Source organism: Streptomyces sp. NPDC030838 (genome assembly GCF_055572035.1).
The window spans coordinates 103054-123418 of sequence record NZ_JBVIED010000005.1 but is presented as its reverse complement, the minus strand read 5'-3'; the positions used below and the strand labels follow the sequence as shown (position 1 = coordinate 123418).

Sequence of the window (20365 nt, the reverse complement as noted above, 5' to 3'; positions counted from 1 at the left end):
GGGACCGCGCCCCCACGTCAACGGGTCCTGCTCGAAGGGGAATTCTGTGTTTTCTGCGTTCTCCGCACGGTCCGCGTGCGGGCGAGGGGCGGCCAGGATCGCCGCCGCGACGCTGGTGTCCGGGCTCGCCGTGGCCGCGCTGACGGCCGCCGCCGGACCGGCCGCGGCCGACGGCGCGGCGGGGCAGGCCCAGGGCGGCGCGACCGCCATCATCGGTGGCCTGGAGACGTACGGCGCGGCGGTGGTGCACACCGACGCCGGGGACCAGGAGCTGTCGGCGGGCCTGTTCGAGATGTCCGTCGAGGGCGGCGGCACCCTGCAGACCTACTGCGTCGACATCCACAACCCCACGCAGAGGGACGCCAAGTACTACGAGACCCCCTGGAGCGGCACCTCGCTCGGGGCCAACAAGGACGCGGGCCGGATCCGCTGGATCCTGCAGAACTCCTACCCGCAGGTGAACGACCTGGCGGCACTCGCGCGCAAGGCGGGAGTGCGCGGCGGCCTCACCGAACAGGACGCCGCGGCCGGCACCCAGGTGGCGATCTGGCGTTACTCGGACGGCGTGGACGTCGAGGCCCTCGATCCGCAGGCCGAGAAGCTCGCGGACTACCTGGAGGACAGCGCCCGCGACACGGAGGAGCCCCAGGCGTCCCTCACTCTCGACCCGCCCGCGCTCTCCGGCCACCCCGGCGGCCTGCTCGGCCCGGTCACCGTGCGCACCAACGCGGACAGCGTGACGGTGACCCCGCCGACCGACGCGGCCACCAGCGGCGTACGGATCGTGGGCAAGGACGGCAAGCAGCTGACCACAGCGAAGAACGGCACCCAACTCTTCTTCGACGTGCCGACGGACGCACCGGACGGCTCGGCGGCCCTGACCGTGCAGGCCTCCACCACCGTCCCCGTCGGCCGGGCCTTCGCCTCCGACAGCCGCAGCCAGACCCAGATCCTGGCCGGCTCCAGCCAGTCCACCGTCTCCGCGACGGCGAGCGCGATCTGGGCGGAGACCGGCGCCATCCCGGCCCTCTCCGCGACGGAGAACTGCGCCGAGGGCGGCGTCGACATCACCGCCGTCAACCAGGGCGACGCCCCGTTCACCTTCGAGCTGATGGGCGCCGAGCACACCATCGCCGCGGGCGAGACCCGCACGGTCACGGTCCCCCTCCAGGAGGACCAGGCCTACGACTTCACGATCACCGGTCCCGGCGGCCAGGAACACCGCTTCACCGGCGTCCTCGACTGCCGCACCCAGTCCGCCGAGACCGCCGACACCGGCACCACCACCCAGACCGTCAGCGAGCCCAGCCCCGCGACCGTCCCCGCCCCCACCGACGATGTCAACCTCGCGGCCACGGGCAGCTCCGGCGCCACACCGGTGATCGGCGGCGTGGCGATCGGGCTGGTGGTGATCGGCGGGGCGGCGCTGGTGCTGGTCCGCAGGAAGAAGACCCAGGACTGACCGGGCTGATCGGGGGAGAAGTGATCATCGCCGATTCGCACGCCCACGACCCGGCCTACCAGCTCCAGACCAGCGTGCTCACCCTGATCTTCGGCGTGGCGCTCATCGGCTTCGGACGGATGCTCTGCCGGACCGGAAGGCTGCCGGCCCATCTCAACATCGGGCACAAGATCTCCGGCTCGCTGACAGCGCCAGAAGGCAGGAGCGCGGCGGTCGTCAGACTGGGCGCCGTCCTCATCGGTCTGGGCTGCTTCTTCCTCTTCGGCACAGTGTGTCTCGTCCTCGGCGCGATGGGTGTTCTCGGCCCTGCTTGACCAAGTCACCGGTAGGTGGAGTCCGCCCGGCGCGTCTGCTGACGGGTCTGGGTCGGTACGGGGGTGCAGGGCCGGTCATGGCAGTACAGGGTCGTACCGGCACCGGACGGCGACATCTTGTCGATCTCCGTGCAAGGCCCGCCGGGCAGGATGGGCTGATCGCAGCGATTGCAGATCATCACGACTGCCACCCGTGGTTCGGCTGCGCTCGCCGGTATGCCTCGTAGAGCCGGTCGGCGTCCGCGCATGACAGGTTGGCGTTGACGCCGGTCCCCTCGTCCGTGGTCATGCACGTCGAGCATTCGATGCAGTGGTTCGACAGGTGCAGGAGCGCGGCCCGCTGCGGGTCGAGGACAGCAGGCTTCCCGCTGCTCAGATTCTCGTAGTGGTCACACAGGGCGTTCACGGACCGCGCCAACCGCTGCACATAGGCAATCTGCGCGGGCAGACTCCAGCCGGGCTTCAGGCCGAGGCGGACGCGGGTTTCCATGACGGCTGCGTGGGCGCATGCGCGGGGCACGTCGTCCTCGGGGAAGCGCTCAGCCAGTGCCTCGACGACCGGCATGGCGAGCATGAGGTGCCCGCGCAGTTGGAGTGTCAGTGTCTCCAGCTCATCGTCGGAGGGGAGGTCGGTGTCCTCAGCGAGCAGTCGGCGTGCGGTGGCGCGCATGGTCTCCAGGTCGATGGGCGCTGTCTGCATGCAACCGCCGGCCGTGCGTAGTTGTGTCGGCATTGAGGCTCCTTGGGCGCCAGGGTCCATGAGGTGCGTACAAGGGTGGCCCTTACGTGAACCGATTCCGAGGACTCGAAGAGGCCTCTTCTCGGCACCAAAGAGGACTTCCATTGCGCCTAGAGGGTGACGGCTGGCCAATGACAGGTCTTGGAGCGACACTTGACGCAGCGTACGGCGATGGAGATGGGGCAAGCAGTGGCACGGTCCGCAGGCAACGCACGGCTCAAGTCCGCCCGTTTGGCGGCCGGTTACTACTCTCAGCAGGCGTTGGCCGACGCTCTCGGGGTAGGCGTCCGGCAGGTCCGCCGCTGGGAATCCGAGCAGCCGCCCATGCCACAACCCGAAGTTGCCCAGAACCTCACACGGCTCCTGGGGCAGGAGTTGGAAGCACTCGGATTCGCGCCAGCGGGAGGCGCCTCGGCTGGGCAGGTGCGACGCTCGGTACTCGCGGCGCCCGTCGGGCTCGCGGTCGTCCCCACTCAGCCGGTCGCCCTACAACCCGCAACCGCCGCCACCGACTACGAAGCCATCACCCGCTCGCACCGGCGGCTGTACTGGTCCGTCGCCCCAGCCACGCTGCACCCCGCGACTATCGCCCACGCGACGCTGGGCTGCGCGCTGCTTGCCGAAACTGCCGGGCAGACCCGGCAGCGGGTCGCTGCGGCGCTCGCCGAGAGCTACCTTCTGGCGGGCCGCATCGAGTTCTTCGACACGCGTGAGGCCGACCGCGCGCAGCAGACCCTGCTCCGCGCGCTGCAAGCCGCAGGCGAGGCCGACGATGCCCTGATGGGCAGCGCAGTCCTGGCGCACATGGCGTTCATCCCCGGATGGGCGGGTGACCGTGACGCGGCCATGGAGCGGATGGTGGCAGCGCGAACCTACGCCCGCCGCGGCCACCCCTCGGCCGAGCTGCTCGCGTGGCTCGACGCCGTCGAGGCGGAGTGCGAAACCCGGTGCGGGAACACCCGCACGGCGCTGCACCTGCTCCGGCACGCAGAAGACGTCCTCGCCGACGGGAGCGAGCACGACAGCCCCGAGTGGCTGGACTGGTTCACTCCCGCTCGGCTCGCCACCTTCAAGGGCAACACCGAGCTGCGCGCGGGGCACCTGCCCCAGGCCCGCGCCACCCTCCTCGGCGCCCTGGAGGCCCTCGATGCCCAGGAGAAGCAGCGCACCGTCGTCCTCGGCGACCTGGCCGCGGTGGAGGCCGCGGCCGGCGACCCGGAAGCAGCGTGCCGCTACGCCCTGCAGGCCCTCGACCAGCTCGAGCGCACCTGGTACGCGACAGGCATGGACCGCGTCCGCGACGTGCGACGCACGCTGGCGCCGCACCAGCATGAGCAGTGCGTGCGGGAGCTGGACGACCGGCTGTACAGCTGGTCGACGACCGTCAGCGCCCTTGCTCGTTGAACCGGGCGATCTGCGGGGACAGCTCCAGGAGGCTCTCGACCCTGAAGGTCGGGAGCTTCTCCGCTTCCTCGGTCCGCCACTGGATCGTCGCCCACGGGCCCCGATGCACCAGCGCGGTGTGCATCCCCGCCGCGACCGCGGGCTTGATGTCGTTGTCCACGCGGTCACCGACATACAGCATCTCGTCGACGCCGACCGGAACAACCTCGGCGACCCGATGGAAGAACGCAAGGTCCGGCTTCGAGGCACCCCAGTCGTCGGACGTACCGATCAGGTCGACATCGTTCGAGAACAGCTCGCGGAGAATCCTTCCAGCGCGCACAGTCTGGTTCCCTGCGATGCCCAGCCACAGGCCGTCCGCACGCAGTGCGGCGAGCGCATCTCGCACGTCCGGGTACAGGTCGCTCTCACCGAAGGTCTCCGGCCGGCCTGCCTCCGCCCGCCGCTCCCGCTCGGCATAGAGGTCGAAGCCGGGCCGGAATTCCTGGAACACCTCGCGGTAGTCCCGGCCCTGGGCGATGACGGCGCCGAACATGGCGGCGAAGGTGTGACGGGGTACGCCAAGCCAGTCGGCCCAGGTGCCGTACTCCGTGGTCTCGTCCACAAGGCACTCACCGACGTCGAAGATCACAGCGCGAATCATCGAGGCAGCGTATCGAGGCACAGCAGGACACCCTCCCCGCCCGGAGGCAGCGAAGGCCAAGCAGCGGAGGGGCTGGGCAGCTACCGGGCGGTCGGACTGTCCCTACCCCACCAAGGCCCGCGCACGGCGCGGGCGCGCGCCGCCTCAGCGGCGCGGCCTGCCTCCTGTCTTCGCCCCGGCTGACTGCGCCAGGCGGCGCGCTCGGCGGCTGCGGGGCATGAAGCAGGAGAGCCCCCTGTGGCTGGGGCGGCCGACTCCACGTCTTTAGCAGCCACTTTGGGGCGAGCCTCTAAGATCATGGTCTCAACGTCGTGCTTTAACGGGCAGGTCCCACAGACTGCCCGACTCGCCATCAGATTACGGGGCCACGATCACTCGCCCCAAAGCAGCCCCAGCCCAAAGCCGCTCCGCCGACCTACGACTGCGCCTGCATCAATTCGGTACTGCGAGGAATGGTTCTATAGACGGCGAATGGAATGATAGAGAATCCTGGATGCTGAGGCAGATCGATGAAGCCAATCCTCCCCAGGTTCCGCATCTGGGCGTTCAATGCCTCGGCGAATTCCCCGCGATTAATGCTTCCATCTGGATTATAAAAGTCCATATCCGGCAGCTCGGTTTCTTCTGTCCCGTAGCTCCCGATGCTGCCGACCAAGGTCCAATCGTGACGCTCAGTGCCGTAGCGAGCGAAAAGGATTTCTGCTTCTGTGTCGAGATACTGGCGACCCTCTTGGAGTCGGGCGCTCACTAGAGCACCCTTGGCGGGAATCAAATTGATGTGCAGGCCCGGGGTGAATACACCTTTTGCGATTTGCACAAAAGATCGCAGGGTGTTTCCGTCCGTCCCGTCAACCGCCGGGAAGTCCGGGATTACGTCTTCCAGCTGGTTGGCACCCCTCTCGCCCTTCTTTGCGGGCTTTGGGTGCTGTGGGGTCTGCTTGCCTTTTCCCGCTCGCTGCGGCTCATTCGATGGCGAGGCTCCAATGCCCTTGAGCCCAACGTTTACGTACCCAAACGCGGCAAATGCGGCGGCTGCATACCTTGTGTCAAACAGGGAGCCAGGGGCTGTGATCCTAACGAGTGAGCCCGGAGGGTACTTGGTCTTCAGGCTGCCTGATTCCCAAAGATCCACCTCCGACGCTTCCTCTGAGATATCCTGCAACAGGAGTTCAGATTCCAGCGCTTCTTCCAGCATTGGAAATAGTGCGTCGCCGAGAGATTTGTTGGTGTAGCTCTCGCTGCCGGTTCCCTGTAGATGTTGAGCTGTCGAGCGCGGGCCGATGGTTGTCCTTTTCTCCCTACGCTCCGTCTCTCGTGATTCTTCCGCGATTCCGCCATCGAGTTGAGCGAGCAGGGCGCGGACTTTATCGGTGTCCACGTAGAGGAACTCACGCAGAATCATTGGCTCTCCTGACATTTACCTCGTCTCCCGCCAGGCTCTTGCGCGTGCAGCCCCGGCGTGACGAGATTGAACCACCCAGCTGGCGCAGACGTGGCTGTTCTGAGCGACAAACACATGCGGCCCAGCCCTGGCCAGTTCGTCCCCTTGTGTGCCCTTCGTGTACGTGTCACACAGTTGAGAGGCAGGGGACGACCTGGGGGAGGGGGCACTGCATGTCGGTGTTGGGTGGCTATCCGGTGGGGCCGTCGGGCTGGGCCGTCGAGCGGTTCGGGCGGCACGCCGGCGCGCTTGTCGCTGCGGTTCCGGTGCAACTGGCCAAGGCGCATGCGAAGGCTCATGCCGCGCACCTCGCCGCGGGGCTGAAGAAGCGGAGTCCCTACGGCGTCACCCTCGCCGGCGTGGTGCGCGAGAGCCTGGCGGAAACAGCACGGGAGCTGGGGGAGTCCGTGCGGGACGTGCGGGGGTACGAGTACGCCGTGATCAACGATCACGCACTTTTTCCCTTCAGGTACGCGGACAAGCCGAAGCCGCTCGACCGCGCCCGGTTGCCTGCCAACGTGTCGCCCACCCGCCGGCGGCTGTTCCGCGCTCATGGGCCGCAGCCCCCCGACGGGCTGTTCGAGGTCGACGGCGACCTGGTGACCGAGGAGTACCTGGGGCTCCACGAAGCGTTCGAGGAACTGGGAGCGTCCACCAGGCTGGTCTCCGTGTTCTTCACGGCCGACGCGGAGAACGGCATCCACGTCATCCACTGGGGAGAGGCCCATCTCGAACCCGACCGCACCTTCACGTGGCCGTACAAGGAACAGCTCCCGGTCGCTCCCGTGCCGCTGGAGTGACCGGCGGTGGTGTCGCGGCCGTCGCGGCTTGTCGGAGCCGGGTGAGTTCTGGGCCGTCCCTGGGCCGTGCGAGGGTGCCCGAGGACGACCGACGGCGACGGACAGTGACAGGTGAGCTGTCCCCGGCTGTGATGAAAACCCAGGTCAGAGGCGCCTAGCCTTACGCGTTTCCGCCCAGGGGTGGCGGTACGGCAAGATGGGGTGTATCTGCCCACTGCCAGATTCAAGCTGCCGGACGGTTTCTCTTGGCTGAGTTCATTTACACCATGCGCAAGGCGCGCAAGGCGCACGGCGACAAGGTGATCCTCGACGACGTCACCCTGAACTTCCTCCCCGGGGCGAAGATCGGCGTCGTCGGCCCGAACGGTGCCGGTAAGTCGACCGTGCTGAAGATCATGGCGGGGCTGGAGCAGCCGTCCAACGGTGACGCGTTCCTCACGCCCGGCTACAGCGTCGGCATCCTGCTCCAGGAGCCCCCGCTGAACGAGGAGAAGACCGTCCTGGAGAACGTCCAGGAGGGTGTCGCCGAGATCAAGGGCAAGCTCGACCGGTTCAATGAGATCGCCGAGCTGATGGCGACTGATTACTCCGACGCCTTGCTCGACGAGATGGGCAAGCTTCAGGAGGAGCTCGACCACGCCAACGCGTGGGATCTCGACGCTCAGCTGGAGCAGGCCATGGATGCGCTGGGCTGCCCGCCCGGCGACTGGCCCGTCACCAACCTCTCCGGTGGTGAGAAGCGCCGCGTCGCGCTCTGCAAGCTGCTGCTGGAGCAGCCCGACCTGCTGCTCCTCGACGAGCCCACCAACCACCTCGACGCCGAGTCGGTGAACTGGCTGGAGCAGCACCTGGCCAAGTACCCGGGCACCGTCGTGGCCGTCACCCACGACCGGTACTTCCTCGACAACGTCGCCGGGTGGATCTGCGAGGTCGACCGAGGCCGCCTGCACGGCTACGAGGGCAACTACTCCAAGTACCTGGAGACCAAGGCCGCCCGCCTCAAGGTCGAGGGCCAGAAGGACGCCAAGCGGCAGAAGCGGCTCAAGGAAGAGCTGGAGTGGGTGCGGTCCAACGCCAAGGGGCGGCAGGCCAAGTCCAAGGCGCGTCTGGCCCGCTACGAGGAGATGGCCGCCGAGGCCGAGAAGATGCGGAAGCTGGACTTCGAGGAGATCCAGATTCCGCCGGGGCCGCGGCTCGGCAACGTCGTCGTCGAGGTCAACAACCTCAGCAAGGCCTTCGGGGAGAAGGTCCTCATCGACGATCTCTCGTTCACGCTGCCGCGTAACGGGATCGTCGGGATCATCGGGCCGAACGGCGCCGGCAAGACCACCCTCTTCAAGATGATCCAGGGCATCGAGCAGCCCGACTCCGGCGAGATCAAGGTCGGCGACACCGTCAAGATCTCCTACGTCGACCAGAGCCGCGAGAACATCGACCCGAAGAAGACCCTGTGGGCCGTCGTCAGCGACGAGCTCGACTACATCAATGTGGGACAGGTCGAGATGCCGTCCCGCGCCTATGTGTCCGCCTTCGGCTTCAAGGGCCCGGATCAGCAGAAGCCGGCCGGGGTGCTCTCCGGCGGTGAGCGCAACCGGCTCAACCTGGCGCTGACCCTCAAGCAGGGCGGCAACCTGCTGCTCCTCGACGAGCCGACCAACGACCTCGATGTCGAGACCCTCAGCAGCCTCGAGAACGCGCTGCTGGAGTTCCCCGGCTGCGCCGTCGTCGTCTCCCACGACCGGTGGTTCCTGGACCGCGTCGCCACGCACATCCTCGCCTACGAGGGTGACTCCAAGTGGTTCTGGTTCGAGGGCAACTTCGAGTCGTACGAGAAGAACAAGATCGAGCGGCTCGGGCCGGACGCCGCGCGTCCGCACCGTGCCACCTACAAGAAGCTGACCCGGGGCTGATCGATCTTGCGGCACATCTACCGCTGCCCGCTGCGCTGGGCGGACATGGACGCGTACGGCCACGTCAACAACGTGGTCTTCCTCCGCTACCTGGAGGAGGCCCGTATCGACTTCCTGTTCCGCCCGGAGAAGGACTTCAAGCAGGGGTCCGTGGTGGCTCGCCATGAGATCGACTACAAGAGGCAGCTCGTTCACCGGCACCATCCGGTGGACATCGAGCTGTGGGTCACCGAGATCAGGGCCGCCTCCTTCACCCTCGCCTACGAGGTGAAGGACGGCGATCAGATCTACGTCCGGGCGTCGACCGTCATCGTGCCGTTCGACTTCGAGGCACAGCGGCCCCGTCGGATCACCGCCGACGAGCGTGAGTTCCTCGAGGAGTACATGGACGACGCCTCGGAGGAGGAGGCCGTCGCCGCATGACGGTGCTGCACCTCGCCGACGAGGGGGAGGCCGCGGATCTCGCGGCCTTCCTCTCCCGGCTGCTCCACTACGACCGTGGAGCCGCGGTGCGCCTCCAGGCGGCCGGCACCGCGCTCGCCGTCTTCGGGCGGCCGCCGTCCTTCGAGGTGCTGGCGATCCGCGCGGTGCGGCTGGCCAAGCCGTACGAGAACGGGCTCGACGTCACCCTGGACGTCACCGTGTCCGCCGGTGAGTTCCTGGAGTCCGTCGACGAGAAGGCGGCCACGGCCGCCGTGCCCGGTGCGGTCACCGGGCCGCCCTGGGCGGGTGTCCTCCCGCCGCGCGGCGGCTGGCAGGCGCAGTCCGGGCTGCCGGCGACGGACGCGCTGCGCGCGATGGTCGCCGCCGGGGTCGCCGAATTCCGGTCCCGTATCGAGGAGTTGGCGCCGGAGGCGCGTACCCGGGCCGAGCTGGACCGGATCGGCCGGGAGATCTGGTCCCGGACCGTGGGCGCGACCGGGCTGCCGGTACGGGCCGTGCACGCCGCCCAGTCGCTGGGCTTCCTACGGCCGGTCCCCGGCGCCGAGGAGCCGGCCCTGCTGTCGTCCGGGGCCTGGCTGCGGCTGCGGACGCCGTACGGTTCGATCGCCGTACGGCGGTCGGGGCTCGGGGCGCTCGGCGTCACCGTGCGCTGAGACGTCACCGTGCGCTGAGACATCACCGTGCGCTGAGACGCCCCTCCGGCACCTCAGCCCGCCGTGTTCACCATCGACGCCGCCGCGTACGTCAGGTAGTTCCACAGCGTGTGCTCGTGCTCCTCGGACAGGCCGAGCTCCTCCACGGCGACCCGCATGTGCTTCAGCCAGGCGTCGTGCGCCGCGCGGTCGACGGTGAAGGGGGCGTGGCGCATCCGCAGCCGCGGGTGGCCGCGGTTCTCGCTGTACGTCGTCGGACCGCCCCAGTACTGGATCAGGAAGAGCGTCAGCCGCTCCTCCGCGGGGCCCAGGTCCTCCTCGGGATACATCGGCCGCAGGATCGGGTCCTCGGCGACTCCCTCGTAGAAACGGTGGACGAGCCGACGGAAGGTCTCCTCCCCGCCGACCTGCTCGTAGAAGGTCTGCTCCTGAAGCGTGCCACGCCGAATCTCTTTCACGCCCTCCATGGTCTCAGACGCGACGACCGAGGACTCGAGGCCTAGGACCCCCCGCACGGCCCCTGCCACGCCCCGGACCTGGAGTGCTCGCCTCTCGGTGTGATGCGCAGCACAGTGGACCTATGAGTGCGCACGCTCTCGACAGTGACCTGGAAGACCTCGCCGCCTCCGCGCGGGCCGCGATGGTGCGGGAGATAGAGGCGAGCGGAGCCTGGGCCGCGGACCCGGTGTGGCGGGAGGTGTTCGCCACGGTGCCCCGGCATCTGTTCGTGCCGTACTACTACGTGGGCGTCCTGGGCGGTTACGAACGGCGCTGGGGCGAGCATTCCGACCCGCAGGCGCGGGAGCGCTGGGTGAAGGGCGCCTACGCCGACACCCCGCTGGCCACCCGGCTGCGCGACGGCGAGCTGCTGTCCTCCGCCAGCCAGCCCTCCCTCATGGCGCTGATGCTGGCCGCACTGGGCATCGAGGACGGGAACCGGGTGCTGGAGATCGGCGCCGGCAGCGGCTACAACGCGGCCCTGCTCGCGCACCGGCTCGGCGACGACGATCTCGTCACCACGATCGACCTGGAGCCGGAGATCACCGAGTCCGCCCGGCGGCATCTGGACGCCGCCGGATATCACCCCGTGGTCGTCACGGGGGACGGTGCGCGCGGGGTGCCGGAGCGGGCGCCGTTCGACCGGATCATCGCCACCTGCGCGCTGCCGTCGATCCCGCGCGCCTGGCTCGCCCAGTGCCGGCCCGACGGCCGGATCCTCACTCCGCTCGCCACCGGTCTGGTGCTGCTGACGGTCGGCGACGGCGGGCAGGCCGAGGGCCGGTTCCTGGAGACCCCGGCCTACTTCGTGCCGCTGCGCGGCGGCGGCCGTGACGTCGAGTCGGCGGGACTGGGGGCCGTACCGCGCCGGGGCCGCGAGGACGATCTGTTCCGGTTCCTGTTCGCGCTGACCCGGGGCACCCTCGACCCGCAGGAGGCGTACGCGCTCTGGGAGCGCGAGGGCCGGCCGCGCCGGGACCGCTACGGCATCACGGTCACCGGCGACGGGGAGTGGGCCTGGCTGGACGACCCGGAGGGGCCGTACGCCTGGCCCCTGCCGGGTTGAGCCGCCTGCTCGGGGATCAGCCGCGCCGGATGGTGATCGTCGTCCAGGCGCCCACGTGCACCCGGTCGCCGTCCTGGAGCGGCACCGGCACGAACGGCTGGATCGGCTCCTCGGCGCCGTTGACCGTGGTGCCGTTCGTCGAGTTCTGGTCGACGATCGCCCAGCTCCCGTCCGGCTGCTGCACCAGCACCGCGTGCTGGTGCGAGACGCCCGGATCCTCCGGCGGCACCGACAGGTCGATGTCGGGGGTGTCGCCGGTGGAGTGGCGGCGGCGGCCGATGGTCACCTGGTTGCCGGTGAGGGTGCGCTGCTGCTCCGGCGAGTACGCGGGCAGGTTGAGGCCCGCGGCCTCGGGGCCGGAGCGCTGCATCATCGCCATGAAGTACTCGCGGTCCGGACCGATGGTCGCCGTCCAGGTCGCCGGGCCCTGCGGGGCCGCGGGGCCCGGCGGGGGCGGGGCCTGGGTCGCACCGGGGTGCGGGTAGCCGTAGCCGCCGCCGGGCTGACCGGGGGCGCCCGGGCTGCCGGGGCCGCCGGGTCCGTTCGGAGCGCCGGGGCCGGTGGACGGCGGGGAGATCACCCAGTCGTCGTGACCGCCGCCGAAGGAGGGGCCGCCGGGCTGCGGACGGCCGCCCGTCTCCTGCGGGAAGGCGGGCGGGGCGGGCGGACCGCCGGGGCCACCCGGGCCGCCGGGGCCGGGCTGGTGGAACGCCTGCGGGGCGCCGCCCGTCGCACCGGGACCGCCGGGACCACCGGGCGGGCCGGGGGGCGGCGGGACCGGACGTGAGGGGTCCGCGCCGAAGCCGGGCGGCGGGCCGGGCTGACTGGGCACGGGGGAGGGGCCGCCGGGACGCTCGCCGAAGGGGCCGCCGGGACCGGGCTGACCAGGGGCACCGGGACCCCCGGGGCCACCGTGGCCGCCAGGGCCGGAAGGCGCACCGGGTCCGCCGGGCCCACCGGGACCGGGGAACCCACCAGGGCCGCCGGGTCCGCCGGGGCCGGAAGGAGCGCCGGGCGCACCGGGACCACCAGGGCCACCGGGGCCGGGGAACCCGCCAGGCCCGCCGGGGCCACCCGGGCCACCGGGCCCAGGCGGCATGCCGGGAACACCGGGCCCGCCGGGGCCGGCAGGACCACCCGGTCCACCTGGTCCACCTGGTCCACCGAGTCCACCCGGGCCACCGGGACCTCCCGGCTCACTTCCGAAGCCGGGGCCCGGAGGGATCGGCTCCGCGGGCCGGTTCACCTGGGACGGGCGGGAGCCCTGGTACTCGTACTGGTCCGTGCCGCCGTACGACGGCGGGCCGGGCGGCCGCTGGAAGCGGGGGTCGGGGCCGGTGCCGGGCCCGGGGGCGGGCGCCGGCGGGCGCGGGGCGGCCGGGGTGTACGAGGTCGCGGTGTTGGTCAGGAAGTTCCACCGGCACTCCTCGCAGAACGGCGCACCGCCCTCGCGGGGCGTACGGCACTGCGGGCACAGCTCCGGCTGCGGGCTCGGTGCGGCGGCCGGGCGGCCGCCCGCGCCCGGCGCGGGCGGCGGGAAGCCGTAGCCGCCACCGCCGGGAGGCGGCGGGGGCGGGGGCGGGGGTACGGCTCCGGCCATGCGGTGACCGCAGACCTCGCACCAGTCGTCGGAACCCGACTGGTGTCCGTTCGGGCAGGTCGGCATGTCGGCGCTTCCCCCTCTCCTTTTCCGGCCGTCACGGCCGGATTTCTCCAACCCCAAGGGGTCAGGCTCGTTGCTCTTTACGTCACTTCTTTACACGAACAGTCTTTGTCGACCGAGTCTCGAGAGTCATCTCGTCGGCCTCCGCGACCTTCGCCTTCAGTCGCACAGTACCTGTCGCGGCATCGACCACGTCCACCACCTTCGCAAGGAGTTTCGCAGTATCCGCGTTTCCGGAGGCGCCGGCGAGCTGAACGGCCCGGCCCAGTTTGGCCGTTGCTCCATCGATGTCTCCCGATTTGCGCAGATCGAGCCCCTGCTGGATGACTTGGGCGAGTTCTGCCTGGCCGGTGTAGTGGGCGACCTGGGGGTTGATCGACGTCGACGCGGCCATGTCGTCGGTCCAGACCGCCCGTACGAGACCCTGCGCTCCCAGGTTCTGCGCGCTGCCGTCGGGCTGCGGGATCACCAGCGAGACCCGCGCCGCCAGCATCTCCTGGCCGATGTTCGCGGGCGGCACCTCCACGCAGATGTGGTAGTCACGGGACTCGTCTCCCCAGGAACCGGTGGGATAGTCCCCGGCGCGCGGGCCCGCCTCGGTGCGGCGGTCGGTCAACTCCTCGACGGTCGGGGCGACTTGCTTGACGAACCTGATGGTCGTGCCGACCGGGGTCCACAGCCGCAGCGCGACGTCCGCGACCTCCTTGCCCATCGCCGTCTCCATCATCCGGGTGAAGTCGGCGGCGAGACCGGACGGGTCGGCGACGATGTCGGCGCTGCCGAGGAGCGCGGAGGCGATCCCTGTGACTTCTTTCACTTCCCAGTCGGTGCCCACGCCGCGGGCGTCACAGGTGAAACGCCCGGCGCAGGAGTCCAGGGCGGCCTTCAGGTCCTCCGGTGACTCGTGTTCATTGCGGCCGTCGGTGAGCAGGATGCCGTGGCGGATGGCCACGTCCGCCGAGGACAGCAGCCGGTCGGCGAGGCGCAGCCAGGTGCCGATGGCCGTGCCGCCGCCCGCGCTGAGCTTGCGCAGCGCCTGCTTGGCCTGTTCGCGGGTGGTGGAGTTGGCGGTCGCGAGCCGTCCGCCTCCCGGATAGACCTCCTTCGCCACATGGGTCCCGCCGATCACCGCGAAGTGCACTCCGTCGCGCAGGGTGTCGATCGCCGCGGCGGTCGCGTCCCGGGCGTTGCGCATCTTGGTCGGCGGATAGTCCATCGAGCCCGAGCAGTCGACCATGATCGCCACGGCCGCGGACGGGCCCTGGCCGGGCGCGTAGAGGTGCGGTGCGGTGACGGCGTTGCCGATGGTGCCGCCGCCGGTGGCGGTCACCGTGACGATCGCGTTGACCTCCCGGCCGCCCTCCGGGAGGTACTCGTTCTGGTACACGTCGACCGAGAACTGTGGCACGTTCGACTTCGACAATTTGGCCATACGTACTCGAATCCCCCTTGAAACCCCGCCGGAGCGGGGTGACGACTATGGCCGGACCGGTCCCCTCCGGTCCGTCGAGGCTTCCCCGTCGTGCTCAGGCCTCAGGCGGATCCTGCCCCCTGCGGCGGGGCCGGGAACGGCAGGACGGCCACTGTTACGTTGTCGTGGCCCCCGCCGTCGAGCGCGTGTCCGACCAGGACGCGGGCGCTGTGCAGCGGGCGTACGGCGGCGTCGAGGGGGAGGACGCCGGCCATCTCCTCGGCGGCCTCCGCGTAGTTCCACAGGCCGTCCGTGCAGACAACGACCACACCCGGCCGGTCCGGCTTGAAGGACGCGGTGTGCGGCTCGAGTTCGTAGGCGTCCGCGCCGAGCCAGCCGGTGATCGCGTGGGCGCGTTCGTCGGCGTAGGCCTCGGCCTCGTTCATCAGGCCCGCGGCGACCATCTGCGCCGCCCAGGAGTCGTCCTCGGTGAGCCGGGCCGCCGGGGCGCTGCGGTCCAGCGGCACCCAGTAGGCGCGGCTGTCGCCGACCCAGCCGACCACCAGCAGACCGGCGGTGACCACCGCGCCGACCAGGGTGCAGGCCGGGGCGTTCTGGTGCGGGGCGTGCTCGCGGGCCGTGGCGGGCTCCTCGGCCAGGGAGTTGACCGCCTGGGACGCGGCGACGATCGCCTCGTGCATGGCCTGCTGCGGGTGGGTGCCGAGCGGCAGCGCGGCGAGCAGCGCGGCGCCGGCCGCCTGGGACGCGGCGAGCGAGGCGTCGTCCGGGCGGGTCGCCGAGGAGACGCCGTCGCAGACGATCGCCACGGCGGCGGGGGAGCCGTCGGGCAGCGTGGTCGTGCCGATGGCGAACGCGTCCTCGTTGCGGTGGTGGCGCAGGCCGCGGTCGCTGACGGCGGCGACCGGGCCGGACTCCTGTTCCATGTGGTCGCGTTCCCGGGGCTGGGCGTGACCGCAGTTCTCGCAGTAGCCGTCGTCGTCGACCCGGCCGGCGCGGCAGGCGACACACAGCTTGGCGGGGTTGCCGACGGGCGGCACGGCGGAGGCCCGCTCGGCGACACGCGGGTCCGGGGCCTGGAGCGGGTACTCGTCGGGCTCGCCGGACGCACGCCGGTCGAAGCGGACGCCGGGGTCCGGGTCGGCGTGCGGGTCGGCTGCCGCCGTGGCGCCGAAGGCATCCGTGGCACCGAAGGCATCCGGCGCGCCCGGGGCGGCCGGTGTGTTCGGAACCTCCGGAGCGGTCGGCGTCCGCGGGTCGTCGGGGAGCGGCGGTGGGGTGACCGGGGGCAGCGGGGAGCCGGTCGGGCTCCCGACGCCCCGGAGGTCCGCCGTCGGGTTCGCCGGGAAGTCCGCGGGGACGTACGGCCCACCCGCGGTGCCGGAGCCGTCGGGCGCCGCGCCGCTCGGCCACTCGGCGTGCCCGGCGGGCCGCGGCACCGCGCCGTTCACCGGGGGCGGCGGGGGCGTGGGGCCGGTGACGCCGGGCGCCGGGCCCGGGCTGCCGACGGGCGGCGTGAGGCTGTTGGCGGCGGGGGCGGCACCACCGCCAGGCGGCGTCGGCCCGTTGGCGGGCGGCGTTGAGCTGTTGGCCGGTTGCGTGGGGCTGCCGGCCATCGGCGTGGGCCCGCCGACAGCGGACGTGGGGCCGTGGGCAGCCGGCGTGGGCCCGCCGACAGCCGACGTGGGGCCGTGAGCAGCCGGCGTGTGGCCGTGGGCAGGCGGCACAGGGCCGTTGGCCGCGGGCGCGGCGCTGCCGGCAGTCGGCGGTGGGCCACCGGCAGGCAGCGTCGGGTCGCCGGCGGGCCGCGCAGGGCCGTAGGCGCCGGGCATCGGGCCGTCGGCAGGTGGCACAGGGTGGCCGTACGCGGTGGGCGTCGGGGCTTGCTGCGGGTGGGGCGGTACGGCCGACAGGTCGTATCCGCAGGCACCGCAGAAACGGTCCCCCTCTTCCAGCGGTTCCGCGCAGCTCGGGCACTGCGCCAGGGCTGCCTGCCGGGGCGGCATCTGCGACATCAACTACACCCACGTCCGGGGGCGGTAACGATTGGCACGTTCCACCAGGTCGATCCTCTCCTCGCCGCCCCGCGCCAGCCGGGCCAGCGTGCGGTACGAACGCTCCAGGCCGAAACGCAGGCCCCGTTCGTCCAGGCCGCTGCCGAGCAGCGTCCGTCCCCCGGCGGCAGGAGGGACGGAACCCTGGCCACCGGAGAGTATCCAGTCCAGGGCACTGCCGAGCACTTCCGTGGCCAACTGCTCGCGCCGCGTCGGGTCCAGACCGTAGGCGTCGAGCGCCTCGACCTGGCCGGCGGCCGCGGTCAGATCCTCCAGGAAGGGTACGTCGGAGGCGGTGGCGGCGCGCTGTCGCAGCCGGGCCCGGACGGCGGCCACGCGGGCGGCCGTGTAGTGGATGGAGGCCTCCGGGACGGACTCCAACGTCCGTACGGCGGACCGCCGGTCGCCCGTGGCGAGCTGTACGCGGGCCAGTCCGAAGGCCGCGCTCACGCAGCTCGGGTCGGTCGACCACACCAGGCGGTAGTACTCGGCGGCGTTGTCCAACTGGCCCAGCACCTCCGCGCACAGCCCGAGCGCGAGCTTGGGCGCCGTCTCGCCGGGGAACGCGTCGTAGATCGCGTCGAAGGCGAGCGCGGCGCCCTCGTGGTCGCCGGTCGCCAGCGCGGCCACGCCCCGGTACCAGACCACCCGCCAGTCGTCGGGGCGTTCGTCCTCCAGCGCCGTCAGGACGGTGTGCGCGGTCGCCGTGTCGCCGTTCTCCAGCCAGGCGCGCACCTGTCGCAGCCGGGTCTCCGTCGACTGTGCCGGTACGGCGGTGAGGGCGGCGATCAGCTCCGTCGGGGCCGAGGTCAGCAGACCCGCCAGGAAACCGGCGTTGGGGTCGCCCGGGTCGACGTGCGGGATCGGCAGGGCGAGCGCGGCGGCACCGGTCCGCACCGGTTTGACCAGGGAAGCCGTCGAGCCGGGGAGTGGGGGAGCGGCGGACGTGACGGCGCCCGCCCCGCGCCCCGCGCTCCCCGCACGCACCGTCCGCGCCCCCAGCCGCGACACCTCACCGTCCAGCGTCGGGAACAACTCCGTGTCCGTGACCCGCAGTTCCGGCCCGAACAGCGTCGACAGCGCCGGGCGGGCCCGGCCCGTCTGGAGGGAGACGACCTCGCGCAGAACGCCGGTCAGCTGCTCCGCCATCTCCTGCGCGGAGGCGAACCTGCGGGCCGGGTCGGGGTCGGTGGCGCGGACCAGCAGGCGGTAGAACGACTCGTACTCCTGGAAGACCTCGATGGTGTGGGGGTCGGGCAGGGAGTCGACGTAGACGTTGGTGTAGCCCTGGAAGTCGAAGGTGAGGACGGCCAGCGTGCGGCCCACCGTGTACAGGTCGGACGCCACCGACGGGCCGACGTCGGCGACCTCCGGCGCCTGGTAGCCGACCGTGCCGTAGATCGCGGACTCGTCGTCGTCCATGCGGCGCACCGCGCCCATGTCGATCAGCTTGAGCTGGTCCTCGGTCTGGATGGCGTTGTCGACCTTGAAGTCGCAGTAGAGCAGGTTGCGGCTGTGCAGGTGGCCGAGTGCCTCCAGGGCCTCGATGCCGTACGCGCAGGCCTGCTCCACCGGCAGCGGGTCGCGGCGCCCGTCGGGGGTGCGGCGGGCGTTGGCGATCTCCTTGAGGGACTTGCCGCCGACGTACTCCATGACGATGTAGCCGTCGAGGGAACCGGTGCGCTGGTCCAGGTGTTCGACGAAGTTGTAGATCCGCACGATGTTGGCGTGCTCGATCTCCGCGAGGAACCGCCGCTCGGAGATCGCCGCGGCCATCGCGTCCTGGTCGCCGGTGTCGAGCAGGCCCTTGAGCACCACCCAGCGGTCGGAGACCGCGCGATCCACGGCGAGGTAGATCCAGCCCAGGCCGCCGTGCGCGAGGCAGCCCGCCACCTCGTACTGGCCGTGCACGATGTCGCCCGCCCGCAGCTTCGGGACGAACGAGTACGGGTGGCCGCACTTGGTGCAGAAGCCCTCCGTCCGGCCGGGGCGGTCACCCCGCGCGCGGCCCACCGGCGCCCCGCAGTCCGAGCGGGAGCAGAACCGCTTGCGCTCCGGCACCTCCGGGTTGGCCAGCACCATCGCGCGCGGGTCCGGCCGCGGCACCTGCGGGACCTGGACCAGCCCCGCGCCGAGCCGCCCCCGGCCGCTGGAGGCGGAGGCGGAGCCCGAGCTGCGCACCGACACCGAGCGGCTGGTGGCCCGGCCCGACACGGAGCGCGAGAGACGTCCCGACACCGAGCGGCGGGACTTCGACGACTGCGACGACGTACGCGAGCTGCCCCGGCTGCCGGAGCGGGCGCTGCCGCTGCCCGCCGAGGACCTGCCGCCGCCCGTCACCCCGGTGGGCGCCGAGCCGACCATGCCGGTCGCCGAGACGACCGGGGCGAGGCCGCAGGTGTCGCAATACAGCTCGCCGCCGCCGACGTCCTCGTACGTGCCGCCGCAGCCGGGGCGCTGGCAGGTGCGCGGTGCCTGACTCATGTCGAAGAAGCCCCCCTGTGTGCCGAGGAATCCCCCCGGTGGTCCTCGGGACCGCCCTGCCCCGGCACCCGCGGGGCACCGAGCAGCTCGGCCACCGCCTGCTGGTAGCGCAGCACCGCCTGCTCGGCGACGCGCAGGTCGCAGGGCGCGCTCCACAGCATGCGGCGCGCCGCGTCGTACCGCTCCACCAGCAGCGGGTCCTCCGCCAGGCCATGCCGGGCGACCTTCGCCTTGTACGCGTCGAGCCGGCCGCGCAGCTCCGCGCGGACCGCGAGCGGCGCGGTGACCGCGGTCAACGACTCACGGGCGCGCAGCAGTTCGTCCTCCGCCTTCTGCTCCAGGGACTCCAGGAGCGGGGAGAGGCGGTGCCACTGCGCCTGTCTGCGATATTCGGCGGCGGTCGCCAGCTGCTCCTGGAGCGCGGTCGGCGGGCCGCTGACGACCGGCACCTCGGTGGCGGCGATCTTCGCGAGCACCTCGCCGCGCGCGGTACGGGCCTCGGCGAGGGTGCGGTCCGCGCGGGACAGCACGTCCCGCAGCTTGATCAGCCGCTGTTCGGCATCCTGACGGACCGTCAGTACGGCGTCGATCTCCCGGCGCACCTCCTCCAGGGCGCGCGCCTCCCGGTCGTACACCGTGGTGTCCGGCTTGCCGCCGCCCGGCGCCGAACTGCCCTCGGCGGGCTTCCAGAAGGCCAGCGGGTCGGACACCACCTGCTCGCGCAGCTTGGTCAGGGTGCGGGTGATGCGCTCCAGGTCGTCGCCCGCCGGGTGCTCGCCGGGGCGGACGCCGACGGAGTGGGCGAGCCTGCGGGTGCGCTGGAGTTCGGCGGCGAGTAAATCGATCCGGGCGGGCAGCGCGGACCAGACCGCGTCGGCGGCCACCACCATGTCCAGCGAGGCCGCGTACAGCTCGTTCATCCGGTCGACGAGCGCGGACAGCGAGAAACGGCTGCTCAGCCGGCCCGGACCGGCGTGCAGGGTCGGCGCGTTGGCCACGGCCGTCGCGCCGCCGGCCACCGTGACCGACTCGCCGCGCAGCAGCTCGGTCAGCTCCACCAGGTCCTCGCGGCTGGACCAGCGGCGGCGGGCGCGGATCTCCCGGGCGGTGCGCAGCGCGTCCGTGTAGGCGTCGAAGTACGTCCACAGCAGGGTGATCGACGCCTCCGTGGCCGCCCAGCGCTCCCGGGTGACGCCGGTCAGCTCGGCGCCTTCGAGCAGGCGGCGGCCCGCGTGGTCCTGCAGAGCGAACAGCGAGGTCTCTATGGCCTCGTGCTCGGCGCCGAGCCGCGCCAGCGCACGGTCCACCTCGTCCCTGTCCATGACCGGACCGGAGGTTCCCGTGACGCCCATCGATCACCT

At 71.4% G+C, this 20365-nt stretch carries 18 protein-coding genes and 1 pseudogene; 9 read left to right on the top strand and 10 right to left on the bottom strand.

Annotation, left to right across the window (positions count from 1 at the left end):
• The first annotated feature begins 46 nt into the window (after positions 1 to 46).
• Positions 47 to 1462, top strand: coding sequence for a Cys-Gln thioester bond-forming surface protein (locus ACZ42A_RS15995; protein ID WP_468527797.1), 1416 nt, complete (start codon positions 47 to 49; stop codon positions 1460 to 1462).
• Positions 1463 to 1482: 20 nt separating this feature from the next.
• Positions 1483 to 1776: a hypothetical protein gene (locus ACZ42A_RS15990; protein WP_468527796.1), complete on the top strand. Its 294-nt coding sequence runs from the start codon at positions 1483 to 1485 to the stop codon at positions 1774 to 1776.
• 178 nt (positions 1777 to 1954) lie between these two features.
• Here the strand turns inward: ACZ42A_RS15990 and ACZ42A_RS15985 are convergent, their stop codons facing one another.
• Complete coding sequence (locus ACZ42A_RS15985; protein WP_468527795.1) at positions 1955 to 2476, bottom strand: DUF6415 family natural product biosynthesis protein; 522 nt, start codon at positions 2474 to 2476, stop codon at positions 1955 to 1957.
• 228 nt (positions 2477 to 2704) lie between these two features.
• Between ACZ42A_RS15985 and ACZ42A_RS15980 the strand changes: the two genes are divergently transcribed.
• The gene (locus ACZ42A_RS15980) at positions 2705 to 3919 is read left to right on the top strand and encodes a helix-turn-helix transcriptional regulator (RefSeq protein ID WP_468528093.1); all 1215 of its coding nucleotides are present in this window, start codon (positions 2705 to 2707) and stop codon (positions 3917 to 3919) included.
• Here ACZ42A_RS15980 and ACZ42A_RS15975 read toward each other — a convergent pair.
• Both ACZ42A_RS15975 and ACZ42A_RS15970 read right to left on the bottom strand, forming a co-directional pair.
• Positions 3900 to 4562: an HAD family hydrolase gene (locus ACZ42A_RS15975; RefSeq protein WP_468527794.1), complete on the bottom strand. Its 663-nt coding sequence runs from the start codon at positions 4560 to 4562 to the stop codon at positions 3900 to 3902. The genes ACZ42A_RS15980 and ACZ42A_RS15975 overlap by 20 nt on opposite strands.
• Positions 4563 to 4977: 415 nt before the next feature.
• Positions 4978 to 5964 carry a DUF6414 family protein gene (locus ACZ42A_RS15970; protein ID WP_468527793.1) on the bottom strand — a complete coding sequence of 329 codons (987 nt, stop codon included), beginning with the start codon at positions 5962 to 5964 and terminating at the stop codon, positions 4978 to 4980.
• Between the two features lie 212 nt (positions 5965 to 6176).
• Between ACZ42A_RS15970 and ACZ42A_RS15965 the strand changes: the two genes are divergently transcribed.
• From ACZ42A_RS15965 to ACZ42A_RS15950, 4 genes are all read left to right on the top strand, one after another.
• Entirely contained in the window at positions 6177 to 6803 is a 627-nt protein-coding gene (locus ACZ42A_RS15965; RefSeq protein WP_468527792.1) for a hypothetical protein, read from the top strand.
• A 245-nt stretch (positions 6804 to 7048) separates the two neighbouring features.
• A complete protein-coding gene (ettA, locus tag ACZ42A_RS15960; RefSeq protein ID WP_468527791.1) occupies positions 7049 to 8713 on the top strand; it encodes an energy-dependent translational throttle protein EttA in 1665 nt (554 codons plus the stop codon).
• A gap of 6 nt (positions 8714 to 8719) precedes the next feature.
• Positions 8720 to 9136, top strand: coding sequence for an acyl-CoA thioesterase (locus ACZ42A_RS15955; RefSeq protein WP_468527790.1), 417 nt, complete (start codon positions 8720 to 8722; stop codon positions 9134 to 9136).
• Positions 9133 to 9810, top strand: coding sequence for a DUF8185 domain-containing protein (locus ACZ42A_RS15950; protein WP_468527789.1), 678 nt, complete (start codon positions 9133 to 9135; stop codon positions 9808 to 9810). Before ACZ42A_RS15955 ends, ACZ42A_RS15950 begins: the two co-directional genes overlap by 4 nt.
• Positions 9811 to 9863: 53 nt before the next feature.
• On the opposite strand, the gene ACZ42A_RS15945 is transcribed toward ACZ42A_RS15950, so the two are convergent.
• Complete coding sequence (locus tag ACZ42A_RS15945; RefSeq protein WP_468527788.1) at positions 9864 to 10277, bottom strand: globin; 414 nt, start codon at positions 10275 to 10277, stop codon at positions 9864 to 9866.
• Between the two features lie 113 nt (positions 10278 to 10390).
• Between ACZ42A_RS15945 and ACZ42A_RS15940 the strand changes: the two genes are divergently transcribed.
• Complete coding sequence (locus tag ACZ42A_RS15940; protein WP_468527787.1) at positions 10391 to 11374, top strand: methyltransferase domain-containing protein; 984 nt, start codon at positions 10391 to 10393, stop codon at positions 11372 to 11374.
• A 16-nt stretch (positions 11375 to 11390) separates the two neighbouring features.
• Here the strand turns inward: ACZ42A_RS15940 and ACZ42A_RS15935 are convergent, their stop codons facing one another.
• Positions 11391 to 12620, bottom strand: a complete 1230-nt coding sequence (locus ACZ42A_RS15935) for an FHA domain-containing protein (protein WP_468528092.1) — start codon at positions 12618 to 12620, stop codon at positions 11391 to 11393.
• A gap of 37 nt (positions 12621 to 12657) precedes the next feature.
• Here ACZ42A_RS15935 and ACZ42A_RS15930 point away from each other — a divergent pair, with 37 nt between their 5' ends.
• Positions 12658 to 12921, top strand: a complete 264-nt coding sequence (locus ACZ42A_RS15930) for a hypothetical protein (RefSeq protein ID WP_468528107.1) — start codon at positions 12658 to 12660, stop codon at positions 12919 to 12921.
• A gap of 201 nt (positions 12922 to 13122) precedes the next feature.
• Here the strand turns inward: ACZ42A_RS15930 and ACZ42A_RS15925 are convergent, their stop codons facing one another.
• From ACZ42A_RS15925 to ACZ42A_RS15905, 5 genes and pseudogenes are all read right to left on the bottom strand, one after another.
• Entirely contained in the window at positions 13123 to 14469 is a 1347-nt protein-coding gene (locus tag ACZ42A_RS15925) for a vWA domain-containing protein (RefSeq protein ID WP_468527786.1), read from the bottom strand.
• A gap of 101 nt (positions 14470 to 14570) precedes the next feature.
• On the bottom strand, positions 14571 to 16082 hold the full coding sequence (locus ACZ42A_RS15920) for a PP2C family protein-serine/threonine phosphatase (protein WP_468528091.1): 1512 nt from the start codon (positions 16080 to 16082) through the stop codon (positions 14571 to 14573).
• A gap of 327 nt (positions 16083 to 16409) precedes the next feature.
• Positions 16410 to 16472 (bottom strand): annotated as a pseudogene (locus ACZ42A_RS15915) (hypothetical protein); the annotation flags it as partial.
• A 12-nt stretch (positions 16473 to 16484) separates the two neighbouring features.
• The gene (locus ACZ42A_RS15910) at positions 16485 to 19004 is read right to left on the bottom strand and encodes a serine/threonine-protein kinase (protein ID WP_468527785.1); all 2520 of its coding nucleotides are present in this window, start codon (positions 19002 to 19004) and stop codon (positions 16485 to 16487) included.
• A complete protein-coding gene (locus tag ACZ42A_RS15905) occupies positions 19001 to 20356 on the bottom strand; it encodes a hypothetical protein (RefSeq protein ID WP_468527784.1) in 1356 nt (451 codons plus the stop codon). The genes ACZ42A_RS15910 and ACZ42A_RS15905 overlap by 4 nt, the downstream gene beginning before the upstream one ends.
• Positions 20357 to 20365 lie beyond the last annotated feature (9 nt).

What these genes read in the sequence shown, in the direction of transcription:
- ACZ42A_RS15985 (WP_468527795.1), bottom strand. Translation starts at nt 2,476, where the DNA reads ATGCAGACAGCGCCCATCGACCTGGAGACCATGCGCGCCACCGCACGC.
- ACZ42A_RS15920 (WP_468528091.1), bottom strand. Translation starts at nt 16,082, where the DNA reads ATGGCCGGCAGCCCCACGCAACCGGCCAACAGCTCAACGCCGCCCGCC.
- ACZ42A_RS15970 (WP_468527793.1), bottom strand. Translation starts at nt 5,964, where the DNA reads ATGATTCTGCGTGAGTTCCTCTACGTGGACACCGATAAAGTCCGCGCC.
- ACZ42A_RS15910 (WP_468527785.1), bottom strand. Translation starts at nt 19,004, where the DNA reads ATGAGTCAGGCACCGCGCACCTGCCAGCGCCCCGGCTGCGGCGGCACG.
- ACZ42A_RS15945 (WP_468527788.1), bottom strand. Translation starts at nt 10,277, where the DNA reads ATGGAGGGCGTGAAAGAGATTCGGCGTGGCACGCTTCAGGAGCAGACC.
- ACZ42A_RS15975 (WP_468527794.1), bottom strand. Translation starts at nt 4,562, where the DNA reads ATGATTCGCGCTGTGATCTTCGACGTCGGTGAGTGCCTTGTGGACGAG.
- ACZ42A_RS15940 (WP_468527787.1), top strand. Translation starts at nt 10,391, where the DNA reads ATGAGTGCGCACGCTCTCGACAGTGACCTGGAAGACCTCGCCGCCTCC.
- ACZ42A_RS15965 (WP_468527792.1), top strand. Translation starts at nt 6,177, where the DNA reads ATGTCGGTGTTGGGTGGCTATCCGGTGGGGCCGTCGGGCTGGGCCGTC.
- ACZ42A_RS15905 (WP_468527784.1), bottom strand. Translation starts at nt 20,356, where the DNA reads ATGGGCGTCACGGGAACCTCCGGTCCGGTCATGGACAGGGACGAGGTG.
- ACZ42A_RS15925 (WP_468527786.1), bottom strand. Translation starts at nt 14,469, where the DNA reads ATGGCCAAATTGTCGAAGTCGAACGTGCCACAGTTCTCGGTCGACGTG.
- ACZ42A_RS15950 (WP_468527789.1), top strand. Translation starts at nt 9,133, where the DNA reads ATGACGGTGCTGCACCTCGCCGACGAGGGGGAGGCCGCGGATCTCGCG.